Raw genomic sequence first — 26,067 nt, forward strand, 5'->3', positions numbered from 1 at the left:
CGGTTTCCCCCCAGCAGGTCAGAGGTCCGCGGCCCTCGCTTCCAAGACGGCCCGGGTGCGGTCGTTCCTGGCGAGGGCGGCCGCCGTCGTAAATTCCGCGCGGGCTTCGTCGGTCCGCCCCAGCCGGGCGAGCAGTTCGCCGCGGACGCTGGGCAGCAGATGGCCGCCGCGCAGGGCCCCGTCCGAGGCGAGGCGGTCCACGATCGCCAACGCCGCGGCGGGGCCCGTGGCCATGGACACGGCCACGGCCCGGTTGAGGTCCACGACGGGGCTGGGCGCCACGCGGCCGAGCACCTCGTAGAGCAGGACGATGCGCGCCCAGTCCGTCTGCTCAACACTCGGCGCCACGGCATGGCATTCGGCGATCGCGGCCTGCAGCGCGTAGCTGCGGCGGCCCCGGCCCAACGCGTCGGCCCGGGCCAGAGCTGCACGGCCCCGCCCGATCTGGCCACGGTCCCACCGGGTGCGGTCCTGGTCTGCCAGCAGTATTGGCGTTCCATCGGGCCGGGTGCGGGCGGCAAAACGTGAGGCCTGGAACTCCATGAGGGCCACCAACGCATGGGCTTCGGGCTCGCGCGGAACCAGCCCGGCGAGAACGCGCCCGATGCGCAGTGCCTCGTTGGCCAGGTCGGGCCGGATCCAGCGGTCCCCCGTAGTGGCCGAATAGCCCTCCGTGAACATGAGGTACACGACGCCCAGGACCGCGCTGAGCCTGCCTCCCCATTCATGCGGTTCGGGGACCTCGAAGGGCACCTGTGCCGCGGCCAGTGTTTTCTTTGCCCGCACGATCCGCTGCTGCACTGTGGCGACCGGCACGAGGAACAGCCGGGCGATCTCCTCCGTGGTCAGGCCTCCCACCACCCGCAGAGTCAGCGACATTTGCGCCTCACGGGAGAGGACGGGATGGCATGCCGTGAACACGAGCCGGAGCACGTCGTCGTCCACCGGCTCCCATGACAGGCCCTCAGCGTCCGGGAGGCCGTGGGCGATGGTGCGGTACCGCTCGTCCAGCATCTCCGCGCGCCGCCAGGCGTCGACCGCCTTGCGCTTGGCGACGGCGGTGAGCCAGGCGGCGGGATTCCGCGGGACACCGGCCTCTGGCCACTGGGCCAAGGCATCCGCCACGGCCTCCTGGGCCAAGTCCTCGGCAAGACCGAAGTCCCGGGTGGCTCTGGCGAGGGCCGCCGTGATGCGGGGGCCCTCGATGCGCCACAGGGCATCGATCCGGCGCCGAACTGCGTCGACTGCCGCTGCCTCACTCACCGCAGCCTCCCGGCTCACCGCTGCGCGGGTCGCGGATCAGGGCTTGCCCAGCTCCTCGCGCCACAGCGCCTCCTTCTGGATGTACTCGTTGTCCGCGAAGTCTGCGAAGTCGTCAGCTTCTGCGACCCGGCGGACCTCCAGCTTCGAACCCGGTCCTAGCGGGCAGCGGCTGGCCCATTCTGCGGCTTCCTCCTTGGAGGCAACCTGGACGATCCAGAACCCGTTGAACAGCTCATGCGTTTCGCCGTAGGGGCCGTCAGTCACCACGGGCGGCTCCTCGGAGAAGTCGACCACAAAGGCGGAGCCCTCCGAGACGTCAGCGAGGCCCTCGCCGGCCAGCATGACGCCGGCCTTGATGAGTGATTCGTTGTAGGCACCCATCTTGTTGAGGATCTCCTCGAACGGGACCTGCTTCGAGGCCTCAATTGCCTCGTCGGTGGCGCGCATGATGAACATGTACTTCATGGGACTCTCCTTGCCTTGGATGAGGACGCCGTATGCGTCCTTCTACTATCCCGTCGAACGGGGCTGCCGGGAATCGACACGGGCATGAAAAGTTTTTGAAGCCGCGGCTAGAGTGCCGGCACCTCGACGGACTCCCCGGATGAGGCAGGGACCACGCCGACCGACCCGCGGCGGACCAGTGTCGCGCTGAACTCCGGCGCGGCGGCCGCGGGAGGCCGGCCTTCGATCTGCCGGATCAGTGCGCTCGCCGCAGCGACGCCCATGTCGTACACCGGCTGCGCGATCACCGTGAGGGGCGGCGTGGTGAGCCGGGTCCACGCGAAATCGTCGTACATCAGGAACGAGACGTCGGCCGGGATGGCCAGGCCCAGTTCCTGGATGGCCTCCACGACGCTCAGCGCGATGAGTCCGTCCGAAGCGACGACGGCGGTGGCCGCGTCGTTGCCTTGGAGGACGTCGCGGGTGAGGTTCCGGATGGAGTCGGCGCCGCCCGCATTGAGCCGCACGAGATCCTCCGGGAATGCGCACCCCATGTCGGCAAAGGCCCGGCGCATGCCGTCCAGGCGATCGGAGATCTGGGAGGAGTCCAGCCGCATGCCCGCGGTGTAAGCGGCGTCGGTGCGCAGGGTAGAGATGAAGGCGATCCTCCGGTGTCCGGTCTGAAGGAGGTACCGGGTGGACTCGTATGAGATGGCTGCCATATCGACGGCGACCGTCTCCACCTCGAGCCCCTCCGCGGAGCGGTCCAGCAGGACCAGCGGACGCCCGGAATCGTGAACGCGCCGCAAATGCTGGGTTTCCACGGAGGACGCGGGGGCGACGATGAGGCCGTCGACCCTCTTGTCCAGGAGCACCCGCACGGCGTCCACTTCAGCTGCCGTATTCTCATCCGTGTTGACCAGGATGACGTTGAACCCGCTCTTCTTGGCGGTGTCGGTGATGCCCCTGGTGGCGAGTCCGAAGTGCGGGTTTTCGATGTCGCCCACCACCACCCCGATGGTGTGCGATTTTCCCGTGTTCATGCTGCGGGCGAGCTCGTTGGGCCGGTAGTCCAGCTCTTCCGCGGCGGCCAGGACCCGCTCGCGGACGTCCTCGCTGACCGCGCCGTAGTTGCCCAGCGCGCGGGCGGCCTGGGCCTTGGACACCTGGGCAGCTTTTGCGACGTCGGCAACCGTTACGTCGCGCCGTCTTGCTCCGTCACTGCTCATGTTCACCTTTCAGAGGGGCTGTTGACGCGGCCTGTGAGTTCCGCTACATTTTCATCAATCGATGTGAGTCCGGTCTCAATCGTAGGGACTGAGACCGGACTCAGCAAGACCCCGCATCGACCACATCCTTTAGCGGCCCTGACAGCACCGCTTTCCCTCCCACGATTGGACAACGCTGTGATCAAACTGAACTTCCGCCCGGCAGCCGTGGCCGCTGCAGCCCTGGCGGCAATCCTCGCCCTCTCCGGCTGCGGCGGCTCCTCGCCGGCCAACTCGGCCCCCGCCGAGAACCCATACGGCCTGATCGAGCCGGGCACCATCCGCGTCGCCAGCCTGGGCGATTCGAAGCCGTACACCTTCACCGACGCGCAGGGCAACTTCACCGGCTTCGACGTCGAACTGTTCAAGGACGTGGCCCACCGCGCCGGCGTAGACAATGTTGTCTTCACCGGCCAGGACTTCTCCGGGCTGCTCGCCGCGGTGGCCAACGGCCAGTTCGACGTCGGTGTGGCCGCGATCGGCATCACCGACAAGCGCAAGGAAACCGTCGACTTCTCCGAGGGCTACCTCGCCGGCTACCTGACGGTCATCACCACCAAGACCTCGGGCATCAAGGATGTTGACGGACTTTCCGGCAAGCGCCTGGGCGTGGTTCAGGGAACGCTCCAGGAAGCCTATGCCGTCAAGAACTTCACCTCCGCCAACCTGGTGCGCTTCCCGGACAACAACACGGCCATCTCCGCCGTCAACAGCGGCTCCGTGGACGCCCACTTCCTGGACTACGAGGCAGCCAAGGCATACCAGGAGCAGTATGGCCTGGTCAGCGCCGCAGACATCCCGTCCTTCGATGCCCCGGCGGGCTTCGCCATCGCCAAGGACAAGCCTGCCTTCAAGGAGGCCCTCAACAAGGGCCTGGCTGCAGCGATGGAAGACGGCACCTGGAAGAAGCTCTACCAGAAGTGGTTCCCGGGTTCGCCGATGCCGGAGCAGTACCTGCCGAAGGCCGAGCAGACCGCGTCCCCTGCCCCGAGCAAGTAAGCCCCTCCGGTAACCAACCCAACCGGCTATCCGGGCGGGCCGCCGTGCGCGGTCCGCCCGGGACCCACAAGCGAACTACGTCTGAGAGCAACCATGGACTGGCTCAACACCATCATCCGTACATTTTTTGACTTCGGCGCAATGGCCGAAGTGCTGCCCCAGCTCCTCGGGGTGGGCCTCCTCAACACCCTGATCATCTCCGTCGCCGCCACCGTCCTGGGCGTGGTGCTGGGCATGGTGATCGCCGTCATGGGCATCTCGCCGTCCAAGTGGCTGCGGGTTCCGGCCCGGATCTACACCGACCTCTTCAGGGGCCTGCCTGCAATCCTCACCATCCTGCTGATCGGGCAGGGCTTCGCGCGGTTCAGCCAGTCCGTCTTCGGACCGTCGCCATACCCGCTGGGCATCATCGCACTGAGCCTGATTGCCAGCGCCTACATCGGGGAGATCTTCCGCGCCGGCATCCTCAGTGTGGACAAGGGGCAGGGCGAGGCATGCCGTGCGCTGGGCATGAGCTACGCCAAGTCCATGGCCCTCGTGGTGGTGCCGCAGGGCGTCCGCCGCGTGCTGCCGGCCCTGGTGAACCAGTTCATCGCCATCGTCAAGGACTCCTCCCTGGTCTACTTCCTGGGGCTGCTGGTCAGTGAGCGCGAACTGTTCCGGGTGGGCCAGGACGCTGCCGTGCTGTCCGGCAACCTGTCGCCGCTGGTCATGGCGGGCATCTTCTACCTGGTGATCACGGTGCCGCTGACCCATCTGGTCAACTACTTCGACAACAGGTTCCGCACCGGCCGCCGCCGTCCTGCCGCACCCAGCAGCGGATTGAAGGAAGTCAAGGAACTCGATGCGGCCTCGCCGCTGATTACCGGGAGCAACACATGAGCGTCGCAAGCAACACAACCGCCCCAGACATCGAGACGTTCCACGGTTCGAGCCTGGAACTGAAAAACCTGACCATGGCTTATGGGGACATTGACGTGCTCCGCAACGTCAGCCTCACCGTGGCCCCCGGCACCACCACCTGCATCATCGGGCCGTCCGGTTCAGGTAAGTCCACGCTGCTGCGCGGGGTCAACCGGCTCCATGAACCCAAGAGCGGCGACGTGCTGCTGGCCGGGGAAAGCGCCCTGCAGGTCAAGCCGGATACCCTGCGGCGCCGCATCGGCATGGTGTTCCAGCACTTCAACCTGTTTCCCGACCACACCGCATTGGAAAATGTGGCGCTGGCCCTCTGGAGCGTCAAGGGCATGTCCAAGGCCCAGGCCATGGAGCGCGCCCGGCGCCGCCTCGCCGAGGTGGGGCTTGCCGAACGCGCCGACCACCGGCCCCGGGACCTGTCCGGCGGGCAGCAGCAGCGCGTTGCCATTGCCCGGGCACTGGCCATGGAACCTGAGGTCATGCTCTTCGACGAGGCCACCAGTGCGCTGGACCCCGAGCTGGTCAAGGGCGTCCTGAACCTGATGGCAGGCCTCGGCAAACGCGGCATGACCATGCTGGTGGTCACCCACGAGATGGGCTTCGCCCGCAAGGTCGCGGACCAGGTGGTCTTCATGGACGAGGGCGAAGTGGTGGAAGCCGGTACCCCGGCCGACCTCTTCGACAACCCCCGCAGCGAACGCCTGCAGCGCTTCCTTTCGGAGGTGCTGTGATGGGCAAGGTTACAGCGGCACCCATCCGGACCGCCGTCGTCGGCTTCGGGATCTCCGGCAAGGTGTTCCACGCGCCGCTGATCGCGGCGGACGCGGACTACTCGCTGGATGTGATTGTGACGGCGGACCCGGCACGGGCCGCCGAGGCGGCCCGGCTCTACCCGCACGCGCGCATCGTGCCGTCGCCGGAGGAGATGTTCGCGCTGGCCGGCGACCTGGACCTCGTCATCCTGGGCACCCCGCCGCACACCCACTTCGACCTCGCGGCCACGGCCATTGCGCACGGCCTTCACGTGGTGGTGGACAAGCCCTTCGTGCCGACATCAGCCCAGGGGGAGGAGCTCATCGCTCTGGCGTCCGACGGCGGCGTGCAGCTCACGGTCTTCCAGAACCGCCGGTGGGACGCCGACTTCCTGACGCTGAAAAAGCTGCTTCGGTCGGCGGCTTTGGGCGAGGCGCGCACTTTTGAATCGCGGTTCGAGTGGTGGCGGCCCGAGGGCTTCGGGAACTGGCGGGACAGCGTTTCCCTTGCTGAGGGCGGCGGGATCCTGCACGACCTCGGTGCGCACCTGATCGACCAGGCCATCCAGCTGTTCGGGCCGGTGGAAAAGAGCTACGGCGAGACCGCGAACCGAGGAACAAATCCGGACGCCGCAGACACCGAAGCGTTCGTGTCGCTGCTCCACGAGTCCGGAGTCCGCAGCAGGCTGTGGATGAACGGCATGGCGGCCCGCGTGGGCCCGCGCTTTCACGTTCTGGGCGCGGAATCCGGCTACACGAAATGGGGGCTGGACGGCCAGGAGCCTGCGCTCGCGGCCGGCATGTCGCCGTCGGACCCCGCCTTTGGTGTTGACCCACAGGAGTCTTGGGGGCTTCTGGGAGTGGACGGCGCATCAGTGCCCGTTCCGGCCGAACGGGGCGCCTATCCCGAGTTTTACGTGCAGCTCGCCGCCGCCCTGCGGCGGGAGGGGCCCCTGCCCGTCGACCCGGCCGGGCCCCTCGAGGTCCTGAAGATTATCGAGGGCATCCACGCCCTGGCGTAGCTGACCCAGCACTTTTGCGGCGCCGGCCGCTCTCTTCCCGGGCGCGGCTACGCGTCCTCATCAATCGTGTCCAAAATCCACAGAAAGGGAGAACTCATGTCCTCCACCGCCACCAAGCACGTCGCCATCATCGGCGGCGGCATCCTGGGCGTCTCCACCGCTGTCCACCTGCTCCGCGAAGGCGCGTCCGTGACGCTGCTGACCGAGCGCAGCCTGGCCAGCGAGGCCACCGGCCGCTCGCTCTCCTGGCTCAACTCCGCCGGAGAGCGGTCCACGCCGTACCACCAGCTTCGCCTTGCCGGCGTGGACCGGTACCGCACCCTCTTCGCGGCCGATCCCAGCCGGGAGTGGCTGCAGTTCGGCGGCGGGCTGATGTGGAACGCTGCTGGTCAGCGGGAGGTTACTGAGGCCCGCCACGCGTACGAGACGTCCGTGGGCTACGACTCCAAGCTGGTGGCACCGGACGGGATTGCCGCGCTGACGCCCGGAATCGACGCGGGAGCCGTTCCGGAGAATGCCATCTTCAACCCGGGTGAGGGTTGGGTCAGCCTGCCGGACCTCGTGGAATTCCTGATGGAGGAGTTCCACAGCCGCGGCGGCCGACTGGTGCTGAACACTGGAAAGTCTTCCGTGGTGCTCGACGGCGGCCGGGCCGTCGGCGTCGAAACGGAGGCGGGGGAGACGTACGACGCCGACTCCGTGCTCGTGGCCTGCGGAGCGGCGACGCCCGCCGTCGTCGCGCCCCTGGGAGTGGAGATCCCGAACGGTTCCCCTGTGTCCATGCTCGTGGTGACCAAGCCGGTGGCCCATGACGTGCGGGCCGTGATGAACACGCCCCGTGCCGCCGTGCGGCCCAACCCGGGCAGTACCTTTGCGCTGGACCACGACTGGTACGAAGGGCGCATCACCGAGCACGCGGACGGCACGTTCAGCATCCCGGACGACGTTGTCCAGGAACTTGCCGACGAAGCATCCAAGCTCATCGCCGGAAACCCCGAGCTGAAGCCGGCGTCGTGGAAGATCGGGTACAAGCCGATCCCCGGTGACGGCGAGCCGGTCTTCGGCGAACTGGGCCAGGTGCCGGGCTGCTTCGTCGCCTTCACCCATTCCGGCGCTACGCTGGGGCTCATCGCCGGCGAACTGCTCGCGGGGGAGATCCTGACCGGCAACAGGCACCCGATGCTGGCCACGTTCCGGCCGGGGCGGTTCTCCTGACGCCTGGGGCGCTGAGTACGTCAGGTGTACTTTGAGGGGATGGAGGTCCTCGACTGGCTGCTCGATTCTGACCCGTCAATCCGCTGGCAGGTGCTGCGGGACCTGACGGACGCGCCGCCGGAGGAGGTGTCCGCAGAACGCACCCGCGTCGCCAACGAGGGGTGGGGCGCCCGCCTGCTCGCGCTGCAGGGTGGGGACGGGCAATGGGACGGCGGCACGTACTACCCGTCGCCGTACGACGACGCTGAGCCGGGCCAGCCCTGGACCGCGACGACCTACAGCCTGCTGCTCCTGCGTGAATTCGGGCTGGACCCCCGCAGCGACCAGGCCCGCCGCGCCGTGGCACTCGTCCGGGAGAACAGCAGGTGGGAGGAGGGAGACCAGCCCTTCTTCGAAGGGGAGGTGGAGCCGTGCATCAACGGCATGGCAGTCACCCTCGGAGCCTATTTCGGACACGACGTCGACGGCGTGGTGTCGCGTCTGCTCGGGGATCAGCTGACCGACGGCGGCTGGAACTGTGAGGCGGAAAACGGCTCCACGCGGTCATCCTTCGGGACCACCATCAACGTGCTCGAGGGGCTGTTGGAGCACGCACGCGCGACGGGCGGGTCACCGGCTTCTACTGCGGCCAGGAAACGCGGGGAGGAGTACCTGCTTGAACGCGGACTCCTCCGCAGGAAATCCACCGGCGACGTGATCAACGGGGACTGGCTGCACTTTTCCTACCCGACCCGCTGGTTCTACGACGTGCTCCGCGGGCTCGAGTACTTCCGTGCAGCCGGCGGTCCCCCCGACGAGCGCGTGAGTGAGGCGATCGGCGTGCTCCGTTCCAGACGGCAGCCAGATGGCACCTGGCTGCTGGAGAACACCCACCCCGGGCGGGTCCACTTCGCGATGGAGGACGGCGACGGGCACCCGAGCAGGTGGAACACCCTCAGGGCGCTGCGTGTGCTCAAGTGGTACGGAAACTGACCCCCGTTTCCTTGTCCGCCCGCAGGGGCGGACAAGGACCTGCCGGTCCCGGCATCGCCTTGGGGAGTGCGGTGCCAGGCCGGCAGACTGGCCGAGCCATTCGGAAGTTCACCGTTCCGGCCAGATGCCCATAGTGTGGCAGCGCCGCCCTACAGAAACCTTGCGGCACCCTATGGGTCCCGCGACCGCAGACGGGGTCAGGTGCGGCGGCCGTTGCTCTCTGGCCTAGGCGTGATCCGAGGTGGAGGAGTGCCTGGGGGAGCCGCTCGATTCGCGCGGAATGAGCGTTGGCATGGATTTCCGGATTCTTGGTTCCTTACCCGGGTTCACAATGAGGTCGATCGCGTTGCCGGCGATCTGGTCGAGAGGCACGTGCACCGACGTCAGGGGGGTTGAGAGCCGGGACGAGAGGGGTATGTCGTTGTAGCCGACCAGGGCCAGGTCTGCTCCGACAGTGACGTGGTGGCGGTGGGCCGCTGCGATGAGGCCCATGGCCAGATTGTCGTTGGCCGCGAACACAGCACTGGGGCGTCTTACGGTGTTGCTGTCCAGCAGGGATTCCCCGGCGGAGAACCCGCTTTCTATGCCGTAGCCGACGGCCAGCTGCCATTCGTCCGGCAGCGTGATGCCCGCTTCGTCCAAGGCTCTGCGGGCACCGGCGAGCCGGGAAATTCCTGTGGACGTGAAGGACGGGCCCGTCACCACAGCAATGTCGCGGTGGCCCAAATCTATGAGGTGCCGGACGGCCAGGTATCCGCCGACCTCGTCGTCACCCAGCGCGGAAGGGCTAACCCCGTCGGTGCGCAGCACCAGCGCGTGCGCCACGCCCCGTTCGCGCAAGCGGCGGGGGAGCTCGTCGTCGAGGCGGGCGGTGGCCATGATGAGTCCGTCCACATTGCGGTCGAGCAGCGTCTCTGCGGCCCGCCGTTCATCGTCAGGGTCATCGCCGCTGGTGGCAACCATGGCGAAGTAGCCCCGGTCCGACGCGGCGCGTTCGAGCTCCTCGAACATCAGGGCCATCACCGTGTCGCTGAGCCGCGGGACGAGCACTCCGAGGGTTCGTGTTTCGCCCCTGCGCAGGCTCGACGCGAACGAGTTGCGGCGGTATCCGAGTTCCTCGGCCACTTTGCGGACATGCGCCGCGGCTGCTGAGCGCGATGCGGTGCCCCGTTCGTCCAATGCGCGGCTGGCCGTGGAAAGACTCACCCCGCTGGCCGCAGCAACGTCCCTGAGGGTGACGCTCGAGCCTGGGGCAGCCGGTTCCATGTGAGTTCTCCTGTTCGGGATGGTCCTACTAGACACTCTATTTCCTCCTCGTTCGGAATCAGCCCTTGACAGTGAGGTGGAGCACATCGCAGAATGAAAACGTTCCCGCAAACGTTCTCACATCCTAGCGGGACTTCGGACAACAAGACAGAGGAAGCTCTTATGACCATCGACCTCCGCGGGCTGGTTCCCGCACCTGTAACGCCGTTCAACCGGGACGGCAGCGTCGACGTCGACGCCATCCACCGCCTCGGGGGCTGGCTGGCCAGCGTCGACGGCGTCAAGGGCCTCGTGGTCCTGGGGCACGCCGGCGAAGGGACGTTCCTGACCCAGGAGGAGCAGGCCCTCGTCATCCGTGAGTTCAAGAACGCGGTCAATGGCGAGATCCCGATCATCGCCGGCATCACCGGTGAAGGAAACACGGTCGCGGCCCTGGAAGCCAAGCGCGCGGTCGAGGCCGGCGCCGAGGCCGGGCTGGTCTACCCCTCCCACGGCTGGCTGCGGTTCGGATACCAGAAGGGCGCACCCCAGACCCGCTACAAGGAAATCTACGAAACGTCCGGCCTGCCGCTGATCCTCTTCCAGTACCCGGATGCCACCAAGGCCACCTACGACCTGGAAACCCAGTTGGACATCGCCGGCCAGGAGGGCGTGTTCGCAACCAAGAACGGCGTTCGCAACATGAAGCGCTGGGACACCGAAATCCCCGTCCTGCGGGCCACCTTCCCGGACCTGCAGATCCTGACCTGCCACGATGAATACCTGCTGCACACCATGTTTGACGTGGACGGTGCACTCGTTGGCTACGGCGGACTCGCCCCCGAACCGCTCGTGGAGCTGATCGCAGCCGGCAAGGCAAAGGACTACCCAGCCGCCCGCGCCATCCACGACCGCCTGCTGCCTGTGACGAAAAACGTTTACCACCGCGGGTCCCACATGGAAGGCACCGTCGCCCTCAAGGAAGGCCTCGTCGCCCGCGGCATCCTGGAACACGCCACCGTCCGCCCGCCGCTGCTTCCGCTTGCTGAGGGTGCCGGCGATGAAATCGCACTGGCACTCAAGTCCGCGAACCTGGGCAGCGTAACCGTTCCCGCCTGATCTCCGAATCACTCAAGGGTGGCGGGCCCCCAACCCGCCACCCTTACCCAATGCCTTATTCTCCAATTAGGTCAACGACGACCCACAGCGGCGACGCTGTAGAAGGAGGACTCGCAATGAGCGAGCCAAACAAGACCATCGCCTCCCCGCACGCTCACCGAGGACAGACAGTCACCCACGACAGCAGCCCCGCTCCGGCCGCACCAGCCAAACGCAGGACGTTCCTTGGTTACCTCGCGCTCATGGGGCCGGCCTTCGTGGTCGGAGCTTGGCAATTCGGACCCGGAAACCTCACCACCGCGGTGCAGGCTGGCAGCCGATATGACTACACCCTCGTTTGGGTCATCGCCGTATCCACGATTCTCATGATCTTCTTCACCGACATGAGCGTACGGCTGGGCATCGCCACACCCACCTCCCTGGTCACATCCATCAAGGATCACCTGGGCAAATGGGTGGGGGTTCTGGCCGGATTCGGTGTCTTTGGAATCACCCTCATGTTCTCCGTCGGCAACGCCGTCGGATCCGGCCTTGGCCTGTCGCTGGTTTTCGGCGGCTCCCCGGTCCTCTGGACCGTCGTCTGCACCGCCGCAGTTGCCTTCGTCCTGGCCTTCCGCAACGTCTACGGCATTGTCGAGAAAGCCCTGTTGGTAATCGTCGCGCTCATGGCCGTCGCCTTCGTTGCCAGCGCCGTCGTCGCCCAACCCGACTGGTACCGGTCCATGGAAGGCATGGTTCCCCAGCTGCCGGCCGGAAGCGAAATCCTCATCGTGGCGCTGGTCGGAACCAACTTCTCCATCAACGCCGCCTTCTACACCTCCTACGGCATCAAGGAAAACCGCCGCACCCGCGCCGACTACCGCGACATCACGCTTGTCGACACGATCCCAGGCATCGTCGCACCCGGCATCATGACCGCACTCGTCATCATGGTGGCCGCCGCCGTGCTCGGCAAGACGGGCGCGGAGGCCGGAACAATCAATGCCCTCGCCTCCGTTTTCGCGCCGCTGGCAGGCCCAGTGGGCTCCATGCTCTTCGCCCTGGGTCTCTCAGGCGCCGCCTTTTCATCCATGATCGCGAACGCAACCGCTGGCGGCACCATGTTTTCCGACGCCCTCGGCCGCGGCGCGAAAGCAGGATCACCGACCGCCCGCATTTTCACCGGCGTCATCCTGGCCTTCGGGCTGCTGATCACTCTTGCGTTCCAGTCCTCACCCGTCGGGCTGATCGTCATCGCCCAGTCCCTGACCGTGCTCATCGCACCCATGCTGGGCGTCCTGATCGTCATCATGGCCAACAAGGCTTCCCTCATGGGAAGCCTTCGCAACAGATGGTGGCACAACCTGTTCGGTGCCATCGGGCTCATCGCCATCATCGCGTCCTCCCTGCGCCTCATCACTACCCTGCTCGGATAGTCCCCCCCTAAGGCAAGGAATAAGGCCCCCATCTGCACAGGATGGGGGCCTTATTCGTCATTGGCCGAGGCTCCCGCAGCCTAAGCGTCTGGGGCCGTGCCGGGAACCCGGTACTTGATCTGGCCGGCTTTCTGGAGGGCTTCCAGGGTTTCGTCCACGCTCAGAAGTACAGTCGTTTCCATGGAACTCAGTGCGCCGCCTCCGCTGATGGCAACCGCAACCGCGGCCATGGAGACGTTGTCGGGAGCCTCCCACAAGTTGTAGCCGTCGTGGGTGCCAAAGGCGTACCAGAAGCCGTGGAGTTTTCCGCCGACGGATTCGATGTATTCCTGTGCGGCCTTCCTCCGGTCCTCGGGCTTGCTGACCAGCCTCGCCCAGGTCTCCGGTGTGTAGCTGAACTTCGACAGGTAGAGCGGCATGGTCTCGTCCCCTTGTTCGCGGTTGGGAGTGCGGATGCACCAAGAATGGCAGTGTGCCGCCGGGTCGGCAATGGTCCTGCGGCAGCTGATTAGCCAGCTACAAGGAGGCTAGTTCCGATGTCGCTTCCGATCCTGCGCAGCAGCGCGGCGGAGAGTTGGGAGTCCTTCGACGAGTCCTGGTCCGTGTATTCGGCCAGCGTGTAGACCCGGGTCAGAGACATCTCGGACCACCGCTCTCTGGGGAGCAGGGAGCGTCCGGCGACGGCGATGATCGGTCGGCGTCCGGACCGGCGGGCGACGGCGGCGGGCAGCTTCCCGGACAGCGTCTGTTCGTCGATGCTGCCTTCGCCGGTGATGACGACGTCGCAGCCGTCCTTCCGGGTGTTGAAATCGAGCAGGTCCAGGAAGTAGTCGGCGCCGGACACCTGCCTGGCGCCCAGCAGGAGGCAGGCATAGCCGATGCCGCCGGCGCTTCCGGCGCCGTCGTGTCCTGCCAGCGCCGCCGCGTCGGCGAAGCCGGCCTCCGCCATCTTGGCAACGAAGTGCTCCAGGCCCTCGTTGAGGCCTGCGATGTCCTCCGGACCGGCTCCCTTTTGCGGTCCGAAGACCGCCGGTGCCCCTTGTGCGCCGAGCAGCGGGTTGTGGACGTCGCTGGCAACAATGAGTTCTGTGTCGGCCAGTTCCGGAAGGTCAGTCCGGTGGATGGAGTGGATCTGCGCCAGGGCACTGCCGCTGCCGTAAAGCTGCCGGCCGCCGGCATCGCGGAAGCTGTAACCCAGGGCGGTCAGCATTCCCATGCCGCCGTCGGTGCTGGCGCTGCCGCCCAGGGCCATGACGATCCTGGCCGGCTTCAGGCTGAGGGCGAACAGGATGGCTTCGCCGAAACCGCGGCTGGACGCGCTCAGCGGCTCCAGCTTTCCGTCCGGAAGGAGCCCGAGGCCGCAGGTGTTGGCGACCTCGACGACGGCCGTGTCGCCGTCGAACGCGATGACTGCCTGGACGTGCTGGCCCGTGGGCCCCGCGGCCGTGTAGCTTCGCCGGGTGAACCCGGAGGCGACGGCGGCGTCGACGCTGCCGTCACCCCCGTCCGCCAGCGGAAGCAGTTCGCATTGGACCGCCCCGGCCCGGCCGGTGGAATCGGCTGCGGAGCGGAGCCCCGCGGCCAATGCGGCCGCCACCTCGCCGGCGGTGAGGCTGCCTTTGAATTTGTCGGGTGCGATGAGGGTCCGCACGGTTTTCGGGGCGGCTGTGTTGTGCATGTCAGACGGTTTCCGAGTAGGCGGGAGTGCGGCCCCGGGAGTGCCCGGCATCAGCTGCGGTCGCGTCGTGCTTGGGGCTGGTTTCCCTAGGGGCGTGGTGGCCGTATTTCGCCAGGTCGTCGTCGATGTCCGTGACCTCGTTGAGATGGATCGGGTCCTCACTGGGCATCGGCTCAACGGTTTCGCCGGCGAAGACGCGGCGGGCGCGGTCCGCGTCCAGGGTTCGGTCCCACCAAGCGATGAACAGCGTGGCCACCGCGTTGCCCGTGAAGTTCACCAGGGCCCGGCACTCGGACATGAACTTGTCGATGCCGAAGATGAGCATGATGCCGGCCGCCGGGATGGTGCCGATGGTGGTCAGCGTGGCCGTCAGGGCGATGAAGCCGCCGCCGGCGACGCCTGCTGCGCCCTTGGAGGTAAGCAGCATGACGGCGAGCAGGCCCAGCTGCTCGCCCAGGGTCAGGTCCGTGTTGGTGGCCTGGGCGATGTAGAGGGCGGCAAGGGAGAGGTAGATGGCGGCGCCGTCGAGGTTGAAGCTGTAGCCGGTGGGGACAACCAGGCCGACGGTCTCTTTCTTGACGCCGGCGTGCTCGAGCTTGCGCATCAGGCCGGGCAGGGCCGGTTCGGCGGTGGAGGTGCCCAGGATGAGCATGTATTCCTCTTTGAGGTGGCGGATCATCGTGAAGATGTTCAGCTTCAGGAAGAGCATGATGGAGCCGAGCACGATCACCACGAAGAGGATGGAAGTGATGTAGAAGAGGGCGATGAGTCCGCCCATGCTGGTCAGGGATGAGACGCCGAACTTGCCCACGGCGTAGGCCATGGCGCCGAAAGCACCGATCGGGGCAGCCTTCATGATGAAACTGAGGATCTTGAACATCACGCCGGTGAGGCGCTGCACGCCGTCGAGGACGGGGGCGCCGACCTTGCCCATGGCGTTCAGGGCGATGCCGAAGATGACGGCGATGAAGATGATCTGTAGGATGTTGCCCTCAGCAAAGGGGGCAACCATGCTTTCAGGGATGACCTTGGTGAGGAACTGCCACCATTCCTGGTTCGCTCCGGCGTCGATCAGTTTTGCCGCGGACTCGGAAGTTTCGATGCTGTCCGCGTCGGCGTTGACGCCGTCGCCCAGTCGGAAGATGTTGATGGCGACGAGGCCGAAGATCATGGCCAGGATGGTGCCGACCTGGAAGTACGTCAGCGCTTTCAGCCCGGTCATGCCGACCTTCTTGAGGTCCGCTACGCTGGCGATGCCGCCCACGATCGTGAGGAACACGATGGGGCCGATGAGCATCTTCATCGCATCAACGAAGGTGGTTCCGATGGGTTCCATGGCGATGCCGACACTTGGCGCGAGCCAGCCGACGAGAATGCCGATGACGATGGCGGTCAGTACCCAGAAATACAGTTGGCGGTACAAAGGTGTTTTGCGGGCCGGGGTGCTGGCTGACGCGCCGGCCGTGGTGATGTTATCCATGATTCCTACCTCGTTGTGGAATGTCTCTGGAGATGGTCTGAAGTGTAAAGGGGTAAGCGGCGTCCCGAGGGCCCCGACGCGAGCTTGCGAGCGTTGGGAAGGGACCTCCGCGGTGGCGTTCGACGGCGGCGGGCGGCCGCCGTCGAACGCCACGGCAGGTTCTAAGCGGCGTCCCGAGGGGCCTCCGCGTTAGACGGCGGCCAGGGTCAGCGTGAGGGCCTTGATAATGGCCTCGGTGACGTCCTCCGTGGTGGAGTCACCGCCGACGTCGCGGGTCAGGTGGCCAGCGCCGGTGGTCTGCTCGATGGCGGCCTCCACACGGCGAGCTTCCTCATGCAGGCCGAAATGGTCCAACATCAGGGCGGCGCTGGCGATCGCACCGATCGGGTTGCTGATGCCCTGGCCCGCAATGTCCGGAGCGGAGCCGTGGACCGGTTCGAACATGGACGGGAAGCGGCGCTCCGGGTTGAGGTTGGCGCTGGCTGCCAGGCCCAGGCTTCCAGCGAGGGCCGAGCCCAGGTCCGAAAGGATGTCGGCGTTCAGGTTCGAGGCGACGACGACGGAGAGGTCCTCGGGCTTGAGGATGAACTTCGCGCTCATCGCGTCGACCAGGACGCTTTCGGTTGCGACGTCCGGGTAATCCAGGGCTACGCGCTGGAAGGTTTCGTCCCAGAGGACCATGCCGTACTGCTGGGCGTTGGACTTGGTCACCGAGGAGACCTTCTTGACCGTGCGGGTCCGGGCCAGGTCGAAGGCGAAGCGCATGATGCGTTCGCAGCCCTTCTCGGTGAACAGTGCGGTCTGCAGGGCGACTTCGTTGCCCGGGCCGCGGCCGCTGAGGTTCCGGCCGCCGAGGCCGGCGTATTCGCCTTCGCTGTTTTCGCGGACAACCACCCAGTCGAGCTCGGTGTTGTCGGCCTTGCGGAGCGGCGACTGGATGCCCGGGAGGAACTTGACCGGGCGGATGTTGGCCCACTGGTCGAAGTTCTGGGTGATGTTCAGGCGCAGGCCCCAGAGGCTGATGTGGTCAGGGACGTTTTCCCAGCCGACGGCGCCGAAGTAGATGGCGTCGAAGTCCTTCAGGGTCTCCAGGCCCTTGGGGTCCATCATCTGGCCGGTCTTTTCGAAGTAGCCGCAGCCCCAGGGGAACTCGGTCCACTCGAAGGAGAACTTGCCGCCGGAGTTCTCGGCCAGGGCGTCCAGGACGCGGCGGCCTGCGGAGACGACCTCTTTGCCGACGCCGTCTGCGGGGATTGATGCGATCGTGAATTTCTGGGTGGCGCTCATGTGCCTACCTCCTCGTTGAGTCTGTTAGCAGCGTCACACTGCCCTTCCTCTTCAAGTAGAGGGCACAGCGCCCGGACCCGTCCAAGACCAAGATCCGATACGGCAAATAGGCTCAGCCTATGTGTCAGCTGCGTCGGGTTTGCCCTTGGCGGCGTGCAGCGCCGCGACGGCAAGGAATGCCCGGGCTGCCGGCGTCAGGTCTTCCTTCCGGCTCAGGATGGCCACGTGCAGATGGGAGACGGGTTCAATGAGGAGTGTCCGGAGTCCGGCCTTCTGGGCTGTCGGCGCCCAGGAGGAAGGCATGACTGCGTGGCCCACACCCGCCAAAACCAGCGGAAGAATCGAGGTCCGGTGGGCCACTTCAACTACGATTTCGGTGTTGACCCCGCGGGCCAGGGCATCGTCCACCAGCCAGCGCATCAGGGAGCCGCGCTGGCTGGCGATCAGCCGGTGGCCTCCCAGGTCCGCCCGCTGGATGGCTGACCCGGTGCCGAAGGTGTCGGCGTGGGGGTTCACGATCAGGATCAGTGGTTGACGCTCCAGCTCCAGGACCTGGACGCCGGGAACCTTCATCGCGCTGGAAGAACCGGCCAGTCCGATCTCGGTACTGCCGCTGCGCACGGATTCGATCACTTCCTCGGGTGTGAACGCGGCACTGATGTTGAGACTGACAGAGGGGTGCTCGCGGGTGAAGCCGGCGATCATCGAGGTCAGCGGCTCGATGCCGGGGGAGGGCATGGTGGTGATGTCCAGCCTGCCGCTGCGCACGCCACGGAGCGCCAGCACCGCCGACTGCGCGGCGTCGAGGTCGCGCATCACCAGCCGGGCGGGACCTACGAGCTCCCTGCCGGCTTCGCTGAGCACGGCACGCCGCCCGATGCGGTGGAAGAGTGGGACGCCCAGTTCCTTCTCCAGGCTGGCGATGGTCTGGGAGAGGGATGGCTGGGCGATGAGCAGATGTTCTGCTGCGCGGTTGAAGCCGTCATGGTCGACGACGGCAAGAAAGTACTTGAGTTTCCGGGTGTCCACGCCGCTCCTTCGCAGGGTTCCGTTCCGTGCTCGGCGTCATTCGTCCTCGTCTGGGGAGTCTTCGCCGGTGAGTTCTGCGAGAACCTCGGCGGCATCGCTGTTGCCGTTGGCGGCGAGCCGCCGGAGCTCGTTCAGGTCCGACTTTTCGCTGGCGAGTTCAACAAGCTGGTCTGCAGCATCCCTGCTGCCGCCGTCGGCAAGGCGCCGCAGTTCCTCGAAGTCTTCGCGCTCCGCGGCACGTTCGATCAGTTCGCCGACGGCGTCGAGGTCCCCGCGGGCCGCTTGTTCCCGCAATGCTTCGAGCTCGGAATCTGACATGGTGGGTTCCTCCAAGGGAATTAGTGCTGGTGGACCTGGTTCCGCAGCGTGCCGAGCCCGGTGATCAGAGCCTCGAGACCCAGGGTGAATGCCACGTCGGCGGGCCGCTCATGGCCCTGCTCGGCCAGGCTCCGCACGGCAGCGGTGAAGCTTGGCGTCGCCTCGGCCATGGATCCGGGGTCGAAGATGTCCGCCGGTGCAGTGACGTCGTAGGCCGAACCGAAAATGAACGATTCCAGGGCCACGATGGAGGAGACGATCCGCTCTTCGGGGAAGCCGGCGTCGCGGAACCCCGCGCTCACTGTCTCGTACATCGCCAGGGTCTGCGGGGCGTCCGTTACGGGCAGTACGGCGATGACCGGGATCAGCGGAGTGTGCCGGGAGAACACGTCGCGGTAGCTCCACGCCCACTTCCGCACGGCCTCCTCCCACGGCTCGGCGTCGAAAGCTGACAAGTCCACCAGCGCTGCGAGGTGGTCCTCGACCAGGACCAGCACGTCGCGTTTGGATTTCACATGGTTATAAAGGGCCGACGGCGCGACGTTCAGTGCGCGGGCCAGCGCGGCCATAGTGAGGCCGTCATAGCCCTTTTTTTCGACGAGTTCGAGCGCGGCGCGGGTGATGCGGGACTTGTCGAGTACCCCGCCGACTGGCCGGCCGGCGCGACGCCGGGCAAGGTCTTCCACGGCAGTCTCTCCCGTGGCGGTGCTTCCCGGGGCGGGTGGTGCCGGCATGGCTGGCCTTTCTGCAGGCGGTGTCTTCATCAGTATTCCATCAGCCCCTTCCCGTCCGGGGACGGACCGGCTATAGTTTCTCATAAATGAATAGCATTCATTTAGTGGCATGCATCACCCGCGGCCACAGAGAAAGGACATCATGCTGAATCTTGACCGCGACGTCGTGATCGTGGGCGCAGGCCCCTCCGGGCTTACGGCGGCCCGTGAACTGACGAAAGCAGGCCTCACGGTCGCCGTGCTCGAGGCCCGCGACCGCGTGGGCGGCCGAACCTGGACCGACACCGTGGACGGCGCCACCCTGGAAATCGGCGGACAGTGGGTCTCCCCGGACCAGACCGCTCTGCTGGCACTCCTGGACGAGCTGGGCCTGGAAACCTACTCCCGCTACCGGGAGGGCGAATCCGTCTATATCGGCGCCGACGGCACACCCGTCCGCTACACGGGCGACTCCTTCCCCGCCAGCGCGGAAACCGCCGCGGAAATGGACAAGCTCATCGGCCTGCTGGACACGCTCGCTGCCGAAGTCGGCCCCACCGAGCCCTGGGCTCGCCCCAAGGCGCGGGAGCTGGACACCATTTCGTTCCACCACTGGCTCCGCCGGCACTCAAGCGACGAGGAAGCCTGCAACAACATCGGCCTGTTCATCGCAGGCGGCATGCTCACCAAGCCCGCCCACGCCTTCTCCGCGCTGCAGGCTGTGCTGATGGCCGCCTCCGCCGGATCCTTCACCCACCTGACCGACGAGGACTTCATCCTGGACAAGCGGGTTATTGGCGGGATGCAGCAGGTCTCCCTGCTGCAGGCGGCGGAGCTGGGGGAGGACGTGATCCTCAACAGCCCGGTGCGCACCATCCGCTGGGAGGCCGACGGCGGCGATGGCTACCGCGTCACGGCGGTGTCAGAGCGCGCCACCGTCAATGCCCGCTTCGTGATCATGGCCGTGCCGCCCAACCTCTACTCCCGGGTCTCCTTCAGCCCGCCGCTGCCGCGCCGCCAGCACCAGATGCACCAGCACCAGTCCCTGGGCCTGGTCATCAAGGTGCACGCCGTGTACAGCACGCCGTTCTGGCGCGAGGACGGGCTGTCGGGGACGGGCTTCGGCGCCGGCTCCCTGGTCCAGGAGGTCTATGACAACACCAATTTCGGCGACTCCCGGGGCACGCTGGTGGGCTTCGTCTCGGACGAAAAGGCCGACGCCGTCTTCGAGCTGGATGCAGAGGCACGCAAGCGGGCCATCCTGGAGTCCATCGCGGGCTTCCTGGGGGACAAGGCGCTGGAACCGGAGGTCTACTACGAATCCGACTGGGGCTCAGAGGAGTGGACCCGCGGCGCATACGCGTCGAGCTACGACCTCGGCGGCCTGCACCGCTACGGCAAGGACCAGCACGCGCCGGTGGGACCCATCTACTGGTGCTCCTCCGACCTCGCCGCCGAGGGCTACCAGCACGTGGACGGCGCGGTCCGCATGGGGCAGGCCACCGCTGCCCGCATCACCTCAGCGGCCGGCACCTCAGCAGCTGGCGACCGTGCGCTGGCCCCCGCTACTGCCGCCGTCGGCTGACGCGGCCGCCCCCATCCCATTCAATGGCGAATGAACCATCCGGAGAGGCAATCCCATGAGCACCAAGGCCGCAGTCGCCCAGGATCCGCACAAGAAACTCAGTGAAAAGGGCCTGAAGGCCGGGTCCGTGGGGCTGCTCGGGGCGGTGGTGATCGGCGTTTCGTGCATCGCGCCGGCGTACACGCTGACGGCGGCACTCGGGCCCACCGTGTCCGAGGTCGGCGTGCACCTGCCGGCCATTTTCCTGGTGGGGTTCGTCCCCATGCTGCTCGTGGCGCTCGGGTACCGCGAACTCAACAACGCCATGCCCGACGCCGGAACCTCCTTCACGTGGGCGACGCGCGCCTTCGGCCCGTGGATCGGGTGGATGGGCGGCTGGGGTTTGATCGCCGCCACGATCATCGTTCTGTCCAACCTGGCGGCGGTTGCCGTCGACTTCTTCTACCTCATGCTCGCGCAGCTGCTCGGTAATCCTGGGCTTGCTGAGCTGTCAAAGAATCTGCCGCTGAACATCGCCACCACCCTGGTGTTCATCGCCGCCGCCTGCTGGATCTCCTACCGGGGCATGGAAACCACCAAGGGCGTCCAGTATGTCCTGGTGGGCTTCCAGTTGCTCGTGCTGGGCTGGTTCGCCGTGTCCGCGTTCGTCCATGTGGCAAATGGCTCAGCGTTCGATGCCACAGCCATCTCGCCCGACTGGTTCAACCCGTTCGCCGTGGACTCGTTCTCCTCGTTCGCGGCCGGAGTCTCGCTCTCGATCTTCATCTACTGGGGCTGGGACGTGACCCTGACGATGAACGAGGAAACCAGAAATCCGGAGAAGACGCCGGGCCGCGCCGCAACCGTGACCGTCGTCGTGATCATGGCCATCTACATGCTGGTCGCACTGGCAACCCTGTCCTTCGCCGGCGTGGGCGAGACCGGACTGGGCGCCGGGAATCCTGAGAACCAGTCCAGCATCTTCGCCGTCCTGGCGGGACCGGTGATGGGTCCGTTCGCCATCCTGATGTCGCTGGCCATCCTCAGCAGCTCGGCCGCGTCCCTGCAGTCCACGTTTGTCTCACCGGCCCGCACGCTGCTGGCGATGGGGCATTACAAGGCCCTGCCAGTGAGGTTCGGCAGGGTCAGCCCGGCGTTCAAATCTCCGAGCTACGCCACGGTTGCAGCTGCTGCTGCCGCCGCCGGGTTCTACGTCATCACCCGGACCACGTCGGAGAACGCCCTCTGGGACACCATCACGGCGCTGGGCATGATGATCTGCTTCTATTACGGCATCACGGCGCTGGCCTGCGTCTGGTTTTTCCGGGCAGTGGCCTTCAGCAACGCCAGGGCCTTCTTTTTCAAGTTCCTGGCACCGCTGCTCGGCGGGGTCATCCTGCTGGTCATGTTCTTCAAGACGGCCTACGACTCCATGGATCCGGAGTACGGCTCGGGATCGTCCGTGGGAGGAGTTGGCATGGTGTTTGTGCTGGGCATGGGCGTGATCCTGCTCGGCGTCGTGGCCATGCTGGTGATGGCCAGGATCCGGCCCGAGTTCTTCAAGGGGCAGGTACTGGCCCGCGGCCTGTAGCGCCCGGGGGCTGGAAAGTAAGCACGCTTATCAATAGGGTGGTCCGAGGGGAAGATTTCCCGCACCGAACAGAGTGACCTGAACAGAGCGTCCTGAACAGAACGAGGTGACAGCATGCCGGAAACCGCCAACATCAGCAAAGTCACGGACATCATCAACGATTCCCACATCGGGATGTTCACCACCATCAACGAAAAAGGCGCGCTGGTCAGCCGGCCGCTGGCCGTCCAGGATGTGAAGGACGACGGCGACATGTGGTTCTTCACCGGGGAGGGAACCTCCCAGGTGGCGCACATCGGCGCGGACCCACGGGTCAACGTGTCCTTCGGCAAGCGTACGGAATGGGTGTCCGTCGCCGGAACCGCGGAAGTGGTCCGGGATCGGGCGAAGATCCGCGAACTGTGGAACCAGGCCGTGGAGGCGTGGTTCCCGGACGGGCCCGACACCCCCGAGGTGGTCCTGCTGCGCGTCGACTCAGACTCCGCGGAATACTGGACCAGCCCCGGCGGCACTGCCGCCACCGTGCTGCAGTGGGTCAAGTCCAAGGTCACCCACAGCCGCATGAGCGTCGGCGAAAGCGGCACGGTGGAGCTGTAAAGAACAACCACACCAGGCGTGCGAAGGCCGCCATCCGGATGTCCGGATGGCGGCCTTCGCTTCGTTGTGCTGCTTCCTCAAGCCCTGTTGACTCCTAAGGCCCTGTTGAGGGGTTGCCGCGTCAGGCCGCCGGCACCGGCTCCTTCACCTTCAGGGGTTCCACCTTGCCCAGGACGAACAGGTAGTTGGCGGCGCCGATCAGGGACACGGCGCCGATGACGGCCAGCGGCGCCACGAACGAACCGGTCTGGTCCACCAGCACGCCGATCAGGACCGGCGTGAAAATGCCGGCCAGGTTGGAGGCGAAGTTCTGCAGGCCGCCAATGGAGCCCACGTGCCGGGAGCTGGGTGCGACGTCGGCCGGCAGCGACCAGATGCCGGTGGCGGCAACGGTGAGGCTCGAGTACGCCACAGACAGCAGCGCGAGGGCCATCCATGCTTCGGGAACCAGCGCGGCGAACATGATGACCGAACCGCCGATCAGCCCGCCGGCAATGGCGGTCTTGCGGACCTTGGTAACGGATACTCCTGCCCGGACTGCGCGGTCGGCCAGGTAGCCGCCGAGCCAGCCGCACAGCACGGCGCAGATGCCGGGGATCGCCCCGAACATACCGAGCTTGAGGAGGTCGAAGCCGCGTTCCTTGACGAGGTAGCTCGGGAAGAAGGTGATGAAGAAGTAGATGGCGCTGTTCAGGCAGAAGAAGCCAAACATCATGCTAAGGATGGTGCGGTATTTGAAGAGTGCACGCCACGGCAGCTTTGCTGCGTTTGCATCGTCGCTTCCCTCGCCGCGGGCGCCGCCTTCCTCGATGTAGGCCACCTCGGCGGCATTGGCCCCCGGGTGCTCCTGCGGGCTGCGGTATACCTTCCACCAGACCGCGGCCCAGATGATGCCGGCAATGCCGATGATGATGAAGACCGCGTGCCAGGACGTGAGGGCAACGATCAGGGTGACGATGGGCAGCGCGATGACGGCGCCGACCCGCGAGCCGGAGTCCCAGATGCTGGTGGCGAAGGCCCGTTCCCGGACCGGGAACCAGGTGGCAACCACCTTGGCAGCGGTGCTGGGGGCGGGGCTTTCACCGACGCCGAGAAGGAACCGTGCGGCGAAGAGCGACCAGAAGTTCGTCGCGGCGGCGGTCACCATGGTGAAGGCGGACCACCATACAGCGGCCAGCGAGAATGACCGTCGCGGTCCCACCTTGTCCACGTACCAGCCTGCGGCGAGCTGGCAGAAATCGTAGGCCCAGAAGAAGGCGGCAAAGATGAGTCCCTGCTGCGTGGCGGTGAGCTCGAAGTCCTTGCCCATGAACGGCAGGGCGACGCTCAGGCTTGAACGGTCAAGGTAGTTGATGCTGAGCCCGATGAAGGCGAGCCAGATGATGACCCAGCGTTTCCGGGTCATCAGGCGCGGTGGTGTGGGGGATGACTTGGTGGCGGTCTTGCTTCCGAGCGCAGTCATGCGGTCTCCTTCGACGTGAACATGGCTTCGGGTGCCTGGGGCACCGGCGGGGAGGGAAGACGCCGAGGGTGTCGGCGCCAAAATCATATAGGAATCTTGTTAATCATATAGATAATGTGATGCGGATCAAGTCCTGCTCCAAAAAAGGCGGTAATACGGGAAAAGGTCTTGAGCCGGGGTGGCCCAGCAAGAAACTGACGTGCCTGGCGGCACTGTCTTGCGGACGATCTGTCCGCCGGCTCAAGGTCCGTCAAAGGGGTGTCGAGCCAGGCGGACATGAGTCACAGCCGTCGGTGTCGAGGGAACAGGCTCCTATGGGACGGAACTCGCCAGGATCCTGAGCGGCGCAGGGATGAAGGTGCTGGAGGTCAACCGCCCGAACCGGGCCGCGCGCCGGCTGAAGGACAGATGCCACCTGCTACAGGCTTTGGCCCTCGCTGCGGGCCTCGAGCATCGATTCACGGAGCCGGGATTGAGCCAGGGCCAGTCCGGCCTGCGCCGCTCCCCGGGCCACCGATAGTCCGATCACTTGGGGCACGACCCTGATCTCCGGGACGGTGGGAAGGCTTTGTGCCAGTCGCCTGCGCGCCTCGGGAAGGACTTCGTCCACGAGCGGACTCAGGCGACCCACAAAATAGACGGACTCCGGGTCCAGCGTAACGGCAACGGCACCGACTGCGGTCACGATCGCCGTCGTAAATGCCTCCACCACTTCCGCGCGGGACGCCATTTCCTGCGGCTGTGACCACAGGGCTTCAATGCCTTCCAGGTCCAGTCCCCGTCCCTGGGCGAATTGGAGGAGGCCCGTTGTGCTCAACAGTCCGTCGAGGGTCTCGTTGCCAACGCCGGAGAAGAGAACACCACCCAGATCACCGAAGGCAGGGCTCCGCCCTTTGGCGATCTCATGATCAGTACAACCAGCGAAGCTCAGCACCGTACTGAGCATGAACAAAGCAGCATTTCCTATTCTCGCATCATCCTTCAGGATCCCTCGTAAGGATGCGTTGGCATCGCTCTCAACAGTCACGGGAGCCTTCAACCGTTCTTCAAGGGCACTCTGGAGACGTGAAGCCAGGAAAATCTTCCTTGATTCTGGTTTCCCGGACCAGTTGGTGCCATTCGGGACACGGCCGGGCAACGCGGCGACGATTTGGCGCAATGGTCCCTCTGCGGAATCACTGGTCTCCACAATCAAGTCCACCAGCCACTCGGCAGTGGTTCCAACATCGCCCCCCTCGAGGCTGGGAACAATGATGTGCCTAATCTCGCGACCTCTCAGGTCAGTTACGAGGACGCACGTGGTTCGCGTCCCGAAAGAGATACCGACAATGTGTCCTGCCGTGCCGGGGACATCCAGATAGGTGGAGGGCCGGCCACGGCGCACAACGGCATCGACTCCCTGCTCAACGAGGAAACCGTCAAAAAGAAGCTCATCCACCTTCCGGGACACCGTCGCCTGACTCAAACGTGTCAATTCGATCAGCCTGGTGCGCGTCAAGGGCGCCTCTGAAAGGACCGCATCAAGGACAGAAGCCTTAGTGTAGTCACGTGCCGTGGGGATGCTGCTCATAGCACAACCTTATTGAGAGTTCCGACCTAAACCGGGACGTGAGGGGCTGTCCCGGTAGTCGTTGATGGGGTTAATGGTTTTCTTTCGTTGCGCGTTCGTCGGCCATCGCTGGTTCCGGCCAACGGCCCGTACGCCCCGGCAGGGCA

24 protein-coding genes are annotated in these 26,067 nt (G+C 65.9%); 11 read left to right on the forward strand and 13 right to left on the reverse strand.

Annotation, left to right across the window (positions count from 1 at the left end):
* Positions 1-18: 18 nt before the first annotated feature.
* From JYA52_RS18955 to JYA52_RS18965, 3 genes are all read right to left on the reverse strand, one after another.
* Positions 19-1,263, reverse strand: coding sequence for an RNA polymerase sigma factor (locus JYA52_RS18955; RefSeq protein WP_205654802.1), 1,245 nt, complete (start codon positions 1,261-1,263; stop codon positions 19-21).
* 36 nt (positions 1,264-1,299) lie between these two features.
* Positions 1,300-1,728 (reverse strand): YciI family protein, encoded by a 429-nt coding sequence (locus tag JYA52_RS18960; protein WP_205654803.1) that lies wholly within the window; start codon positions 1,726-1,728, stop codon positions 1,300-1,302.
* Between the two features lie 107 nt (positions 1,729-1,835).
* Positions 1,836-2,936 (reverse strand): LacI family DNA-binding transcriptional regulator, encoded by a 1,101-nt coding sequence (locus tag JYA52_RS18965; RefSeq protein WP_205654804.1) that lies wholly within the window; start codon positions 2,934-2,936, stop codon positions 1,836-1,838.
* A gap of 177 nt (positions 2,937-3,113) precedes the next feature.
* Here JYA52_RS18965 and JYA52_RS18970 point away from each other — a divergent pair, with 177 nt between their 5' ends.
* From JYA52_RS18970 to JYA52_RS18995, 6 genes are all read left to right on the forward strand, one after another.
* On the forward strand, positions 3,114-3,974 hold the full coding sequence (locus JYA52_RS18970) for an ABC transporter substrate-binding protein (RefSeq protein ID WP_205654805.1): 861 nt from the start codon (positions 3,114-3,116) through the stop codon (positions 3,972-3,974).
* A gap of 93 nt (positions 3,975-4,067) precedes the next feature.
* A complete protein-coding gene (locus JYA52_RS18975) occupies positions 4,068-4,856 on the forward strand; it encodes an amino acid ABC transporter permease (protein WP_205654806.1) in 789 nt (262 codons plus the stop codon).
* Positions 4,853-5,623: an amino acid ABC transporter ATP-binding protein gene (locus JYA52_RS18980; RefSeq protein ID WP_205654807.1), complete on the forward strand. Its 771-nt coding sequence runs from the start codon at positions 4,853-4,855 to the stop codon at positions 5,621-5,623. The genes JYA52_RS18975 and JYA52_RS18980 overlap by 4 nt, the downstream gene beginning before the upstream one ends.
* The gene (locus JYA52_RS18985; protein ID WP_205654808.1) at positions 5,623-6,666 is read left to right on the forward strand and encodes a Gfo/Idh/MocA family protein; all 1,044 of its coding nucleotides are present in this window, start codon (positions 5,623-5,625) and stop codon (positions 6,664-6,666) included. The genes JYA52_RS18980 and JYA52_RS18985 overlap by 1 nt, the downstream gene beginning before the upstream one ends.
* 96 nt (positions 6,667-6,762) lie before the next feature.
* Positions 6,763-7,881, forward strand: coding sequence for an NAD(P)/FAD-dependent oxidoreductase (locus JYA52_RS18990; protein ID WP_205654809.1), 1,119 nt, complete (start codon positions 6,763-6,765; stop codon positions 7,879-7,881).
* A 39-nt stretch (positions 7,882-7,920) separates the two neighbouring features.
* Positions 7,921-8,853: a hypothetical protein gene (locus JYA52_RS18995; protein ID WP_205654810.1), complete on the forward strand. Its 933-nt coding sequence runs from the start codon at positions 7,921-7,923 to the stop codon at positions 8,851-8,853.
* A 225-nt stretch (positions 8,854-9,078) separates the two neighbouring features.
* Here JYA52_RS18995 and JYA52_RS19000 read toward each other — a convergent pair whose 3' ends face one another.
* Positions 9,079-10,119, reverse strand: coding sequence for a LacI family DNA-binding transcriptional regulator (locus JYA52_RS19000; protein ID WP_205654811.1), 1,041 nt, complete (start codon positions 10,117-10,119; stop codon positions 9,079-9,081).
* Positions 10,120-10,281: 162 nt separating this feature from the next.
* On the opposite strand from JYA52_RS19000, the gene JYA52_RS19005 reads away from it, so the two are divergent.
* Together JYA52_RS19005 and JYA52_RS19010 are read left to right on the forward strand one after the other, a co-directional pair.
* On the forward strand, positions 10,282-11,217 hold the full coding sequence (locus tag JYA52_RS19005; RefSeq protein ID WP_205654812.1) for a dihydrodipicolinate synthase family protein: 936 nt from the start codon (positions 10,282-10,284) through the stop codon (positions 11,215-11,217).
* Between the two features lie 116 nt (positions 11,218-11,333).
* Positions 11,334-12,632 (forward strand): Nramp family divalent metal transporter, encoded by a 1,299-nt coding sequence (locus JYA52_RS19010; protein WP_240460539.1) that lies wholly within the window; start codon positions 11,334-11,336, stop codon positions 12,630-12,632.
* A gap of 80 nt (positions 12,633-12,712) precedes the next feature.
* Here JYA52_RS19010 and JYA52_RS19015 read toward each other — a convergent pair whose 3' ends face one another.
* The 7 genes from JYA52_RS19015 to JYA52_RS19045 all read right to left on the reverse strand — a co-directional run bounded on the left by JYA52_RS19015 (position 12,713) and on the right by JYA52_RS19045 (position 19,188).
* Positions 12,713-13,051, reverse strand: a complete 339-nt coding sequence (locus tag JYA52_RS19015; RefSeq protein ID WP_205654813.1) for a GYD domain-containing protein — start codon at positions 13,049-13,051, stop codon at positions 12,713-12,715.
* Between the two features lie 89 nt (positions 13,052-13,140).
* Positions 13,141-14,310: a glycerate kinase gene (locus tag JYA52_RS19020; protein WP_205654814.1), complete on the reverse strand. Its 1,170-nt coding sequence runs from the start codon at positions 14,308-14,310 to the stop codon at positions 13,141-13,143.
* A gap of 1 nt (position 14,311) precedes the next feature.
* Positions 14,312-15,790, reverse strand: a complete 1,479-nt coding sequence (dctA, locus tag JYA52_RS19025) for a C4-dicarboxylate transporter DctA (RefSeq protein WP_205654815.1) — start codon at positions 15,788-15,790, stop codon at positions 14,312-14,314.
* 189 nt (positions 15,791-15,979) lie between these two features.
* On the reverse strand, positions 15,980-17,077 hold the full coding sequence (locus JYA52_RS19030; protein WP_205654816.1) for a tartrate dehydrogenase: 1,098 nt from the start codon (positions 17,075-17,077) through the stop codon (positions 15,980-15,982).
* Between the two features lie 117 nt (positions 17,078-17,194).
* A complete protein-coding gene (locus JYA52_RS19035; protein ID WP_205654817.1) occupies positions 17,195-18,106 on the reverse strand; it encodes a LysR family transcriptional regulator in 912 nt (303 codons plus the stop codon).
* A gap of 36 nt (positions 18,107-18,142) precedes the next feature.
* A complete protein-coding gene (locus JYA52_RS19040) occupies positions 18,143-18,424 on the reverse strand; it encodes a hypothetical protein (RefSeq protein WP_205654818.1) in 282 nt (93 codons plus the stop codon).
* Between the two features lie 20 nt (positions 18,425-18,444).
* Positions 18,445-19,188, reverse strand: coding sequence for a TetR/AcrR family transcriptional regulator (locus JYA52_RS19045; protein WP_372433933.1), 744 nt, complete (start codon positions 19,186-19,188; stop codon positions 18,445-18,447).
* 112 nt (positions 19,189-19,300) lie between these two features.
* Between JYA52_RS19045 and JYA52_RS19050 the strand changes: the two genes are divergently transcribed.
* The 3 genes from JYA52_RS19050 to JYA52_RS19060 all read left to right on the forward strand — a co-directional run bounded on the left by JYA52_RS19050 (position 19,301) and on the right by JYA52_RS19060 (position 22,889).
* Entirely contained in the window at positions 19,301-20,722 is a 1,422-nt protein-coding gene (locus JYA52_RS19050) for a flavin monoamine oxidase family protein (protein WP_205654819.1), read from the forward strand.
* A 55-nt stretch (positions 20,723-20,777) separates the two neighbouring features.
* Complete coding sequence (locus JYA52_RS19055) at positions 20,778-22,292, forward strand: APC family permease (RefSeq protein WP_205654821.1); 1,515 nt, start codon at positions 20,778-20,780, stop codon at positions 22,290-22,292.
* A gap of 114 nt (positions 22,293-22,406) precedes the next feature.
* Positions 22,407-22,889: a pyridoxamine 5'-phosphate oxidase family protein gene (locus tag JYA52_RS19060; protein WP_205654823.1), complete on the forward strand. Its 483-nt coding sequence runs from the start codon at positions 22,407-22,409 to the stop codon at positions 22,887-22,889.
* Positions 22,890-23,010: 121 nt separating this feature from the next.
* Here JYA52_RS19060 and JYA52_RS19065 read toward each other — a convergent pair whose 3' ends face one another.
* Together JYA52_RS19065 and JYA52_RS19070 are read right to left on the reverse strand one after the other, a co-directional pair.
* Positions 23,011-24,351, reverse strand: coding sequence for an MFS transporter (locus JYA52_RS19065; protein WP_205654825.1), 1,341 nt, complete (start codon positions 24,349-24,351; stop codon positions 23,011-23,013).
* A gap of 418 nt (positions 24,352-24,769) precedes the next feature.
* Positions 24,770-25,921, reverse strand: coding sequence for an ROK family protein (locus tag JYA52_RS19070; RefSeq protein WP_240460540.1), 1,152 nt, complete (start codon positions 25,919-25,921; stop codon positions 24,770-24,772).
* Positions 25,922-26,067: the final 146 nt, after the last annotated feature.

Origin of the sequence: Arthrobacter pascens (assembly GCF_017052465.1) — a bacterium.
Taxonomy (GTDB): domain Bacteria; phylum Actinomycetota; class Actinomycetes; order Actinomycetales; family Micrococcaceae; genus Arthrobacter; species Arthrobacter pascens.

Coding starts and splice junctions, on each gene's coding strand:
- JYA52_RS18960 (WP_205654803.1), bottom strand. CDS start 1,728: ATGAAGTACATGTTCATCATGCGCGCCACCGACGAGGCAATTGAGGCC.
- JYA52_RS18965 (WP_205654804.1), bottom strand. CDS start 2,936: ATGAGCAGTGACGGAGCAAGACGGCGCGACGTAACGGTTGCCGACGTC.
- JYA52_RS18975 (WP_205654806.1), top strand. CDS start 4,068: ATGGACTGGCTCAACACCATCATCCGTACATTTTTTGACTTCGGCGCA.
- JYA52_RS18980 (WP_205654807.1), top strand. CDS start 4,853: ATGAGCGTCGCAAGCAACACAACCGCCCCAGACATCGAGACGTTCCAC.
- JYA52_RS18985 (WP_205654808.1), top strand. CDS start 5,623: ATGGGCAAGGTTACAGCGGCACCCATCCGGACCGCCGTCGTCGGCTTC.
- JYA52_RS18990 (WP_205654809.1), top strand. CDS start 6,763: ATGTCCTCCACCGCCACCAAGCACGTCGCCATCATCGGCGGCGGCATC.
- JYA52_RS18995 (WP_205654810.1), top strand. CDS start 7,921: ATGGAGGTCCTCGACTGGCTGCTCGATTCTGACCCGTCAATCCGCTGG.
- JYA52_RS19000 (WP_205654811.1), bottom strand. CDS start 10,119: ATGGAACCGGCTGCCCCAGGCTCGAGCGTCACCCTCAGGGACGTTGCT.
- JYA52_RS19005 (WP_205654812.1), top strand. CDS start 10,282: ATGACCATCGACCTCCGCGGGCTGGTTCCCGCACCTGTAACGCCGTTC.
- JYA52_RS19010 (WP_240460539.1), top strand. CDS start 11,334: ATGAGCGAGCCAAACAAGACCATCGCCTCCCCGCACGCTCACCGAGGA.
- JYA52_RS19015 (WP_205654813.1), bottom strand. CDS start 13,051: ATGCCGCTCTACCTGTCGAAGTTCAGCTACACACCGGAGACCTGGGCG.
- JYA52_RS19020 (WP_205654814.1), bottom strand. CDS start 14,310: ATGCACAACACAGCCGCCCCGAAAACCGTGCGGACCCTCATCGCACCC.
- dctA (WP_205654815.1), bottom strand. CDS start 15,790: ATGGATAACATCACCACGGCCGGCGCGTCAGCCAGCACCCCGGCCCGC.
- JYA52_RS19030 (WP_205654816.1), bottom strand. CDS start 17,077: ATGAGCGCCACCCAGAAATTCACGATCGCATCAATCCCCGCAGACGGC.
- JYA52_RS19040 (WP_205654818.1), bottom strand. CDS start 18,424: ATGTCAGATTCCGAGCTCGAAGCATTGCGGGAACAAGCGGCCCGCGGG.
- JYA52_RS19045 (WP_372433933.1), bottom strand. CDS start 19,188: ATGAAGACACCGCCTGCAGAAAGGCCAGCCATGCCGGCACCACCCGCC.
- JYA52_RS19050 (WP_205654819.1), top strand. CDS start 19,301: ATGCTGAATCTTGACCGCGACGTCGTGATCGTGGGCGCAGGCCCCTCC.
- JYA52_RS19055 (WP_205654821.1), top strand. CDS start 20,778: ATGAGCACCAAGGCCGCAGTCGCCCAGGATCCGCACAAGAAACTCAGT.
- JYA52_RS19060 (WP_205654823.1), top strand. CDS start 22,407: ATGCCGGAAACCGCCAACATCAGCAAAGTCACGGACATCATCAACGAT.
- JYA52_RS19065 (WP_205654825.1), bottom strand. CDS start 24,351: ATGACTGCGCTCGGAAGCAAGACCGCCACCAAGTCATCCCCCACACCA.
- JYA52_RS19070 (WP_240460540.1), bottom strand. CDS start 25,921: ATGAGCAGCATCCCCACGGCACGTGACTACACTAAGGCTTCTGTCCTT.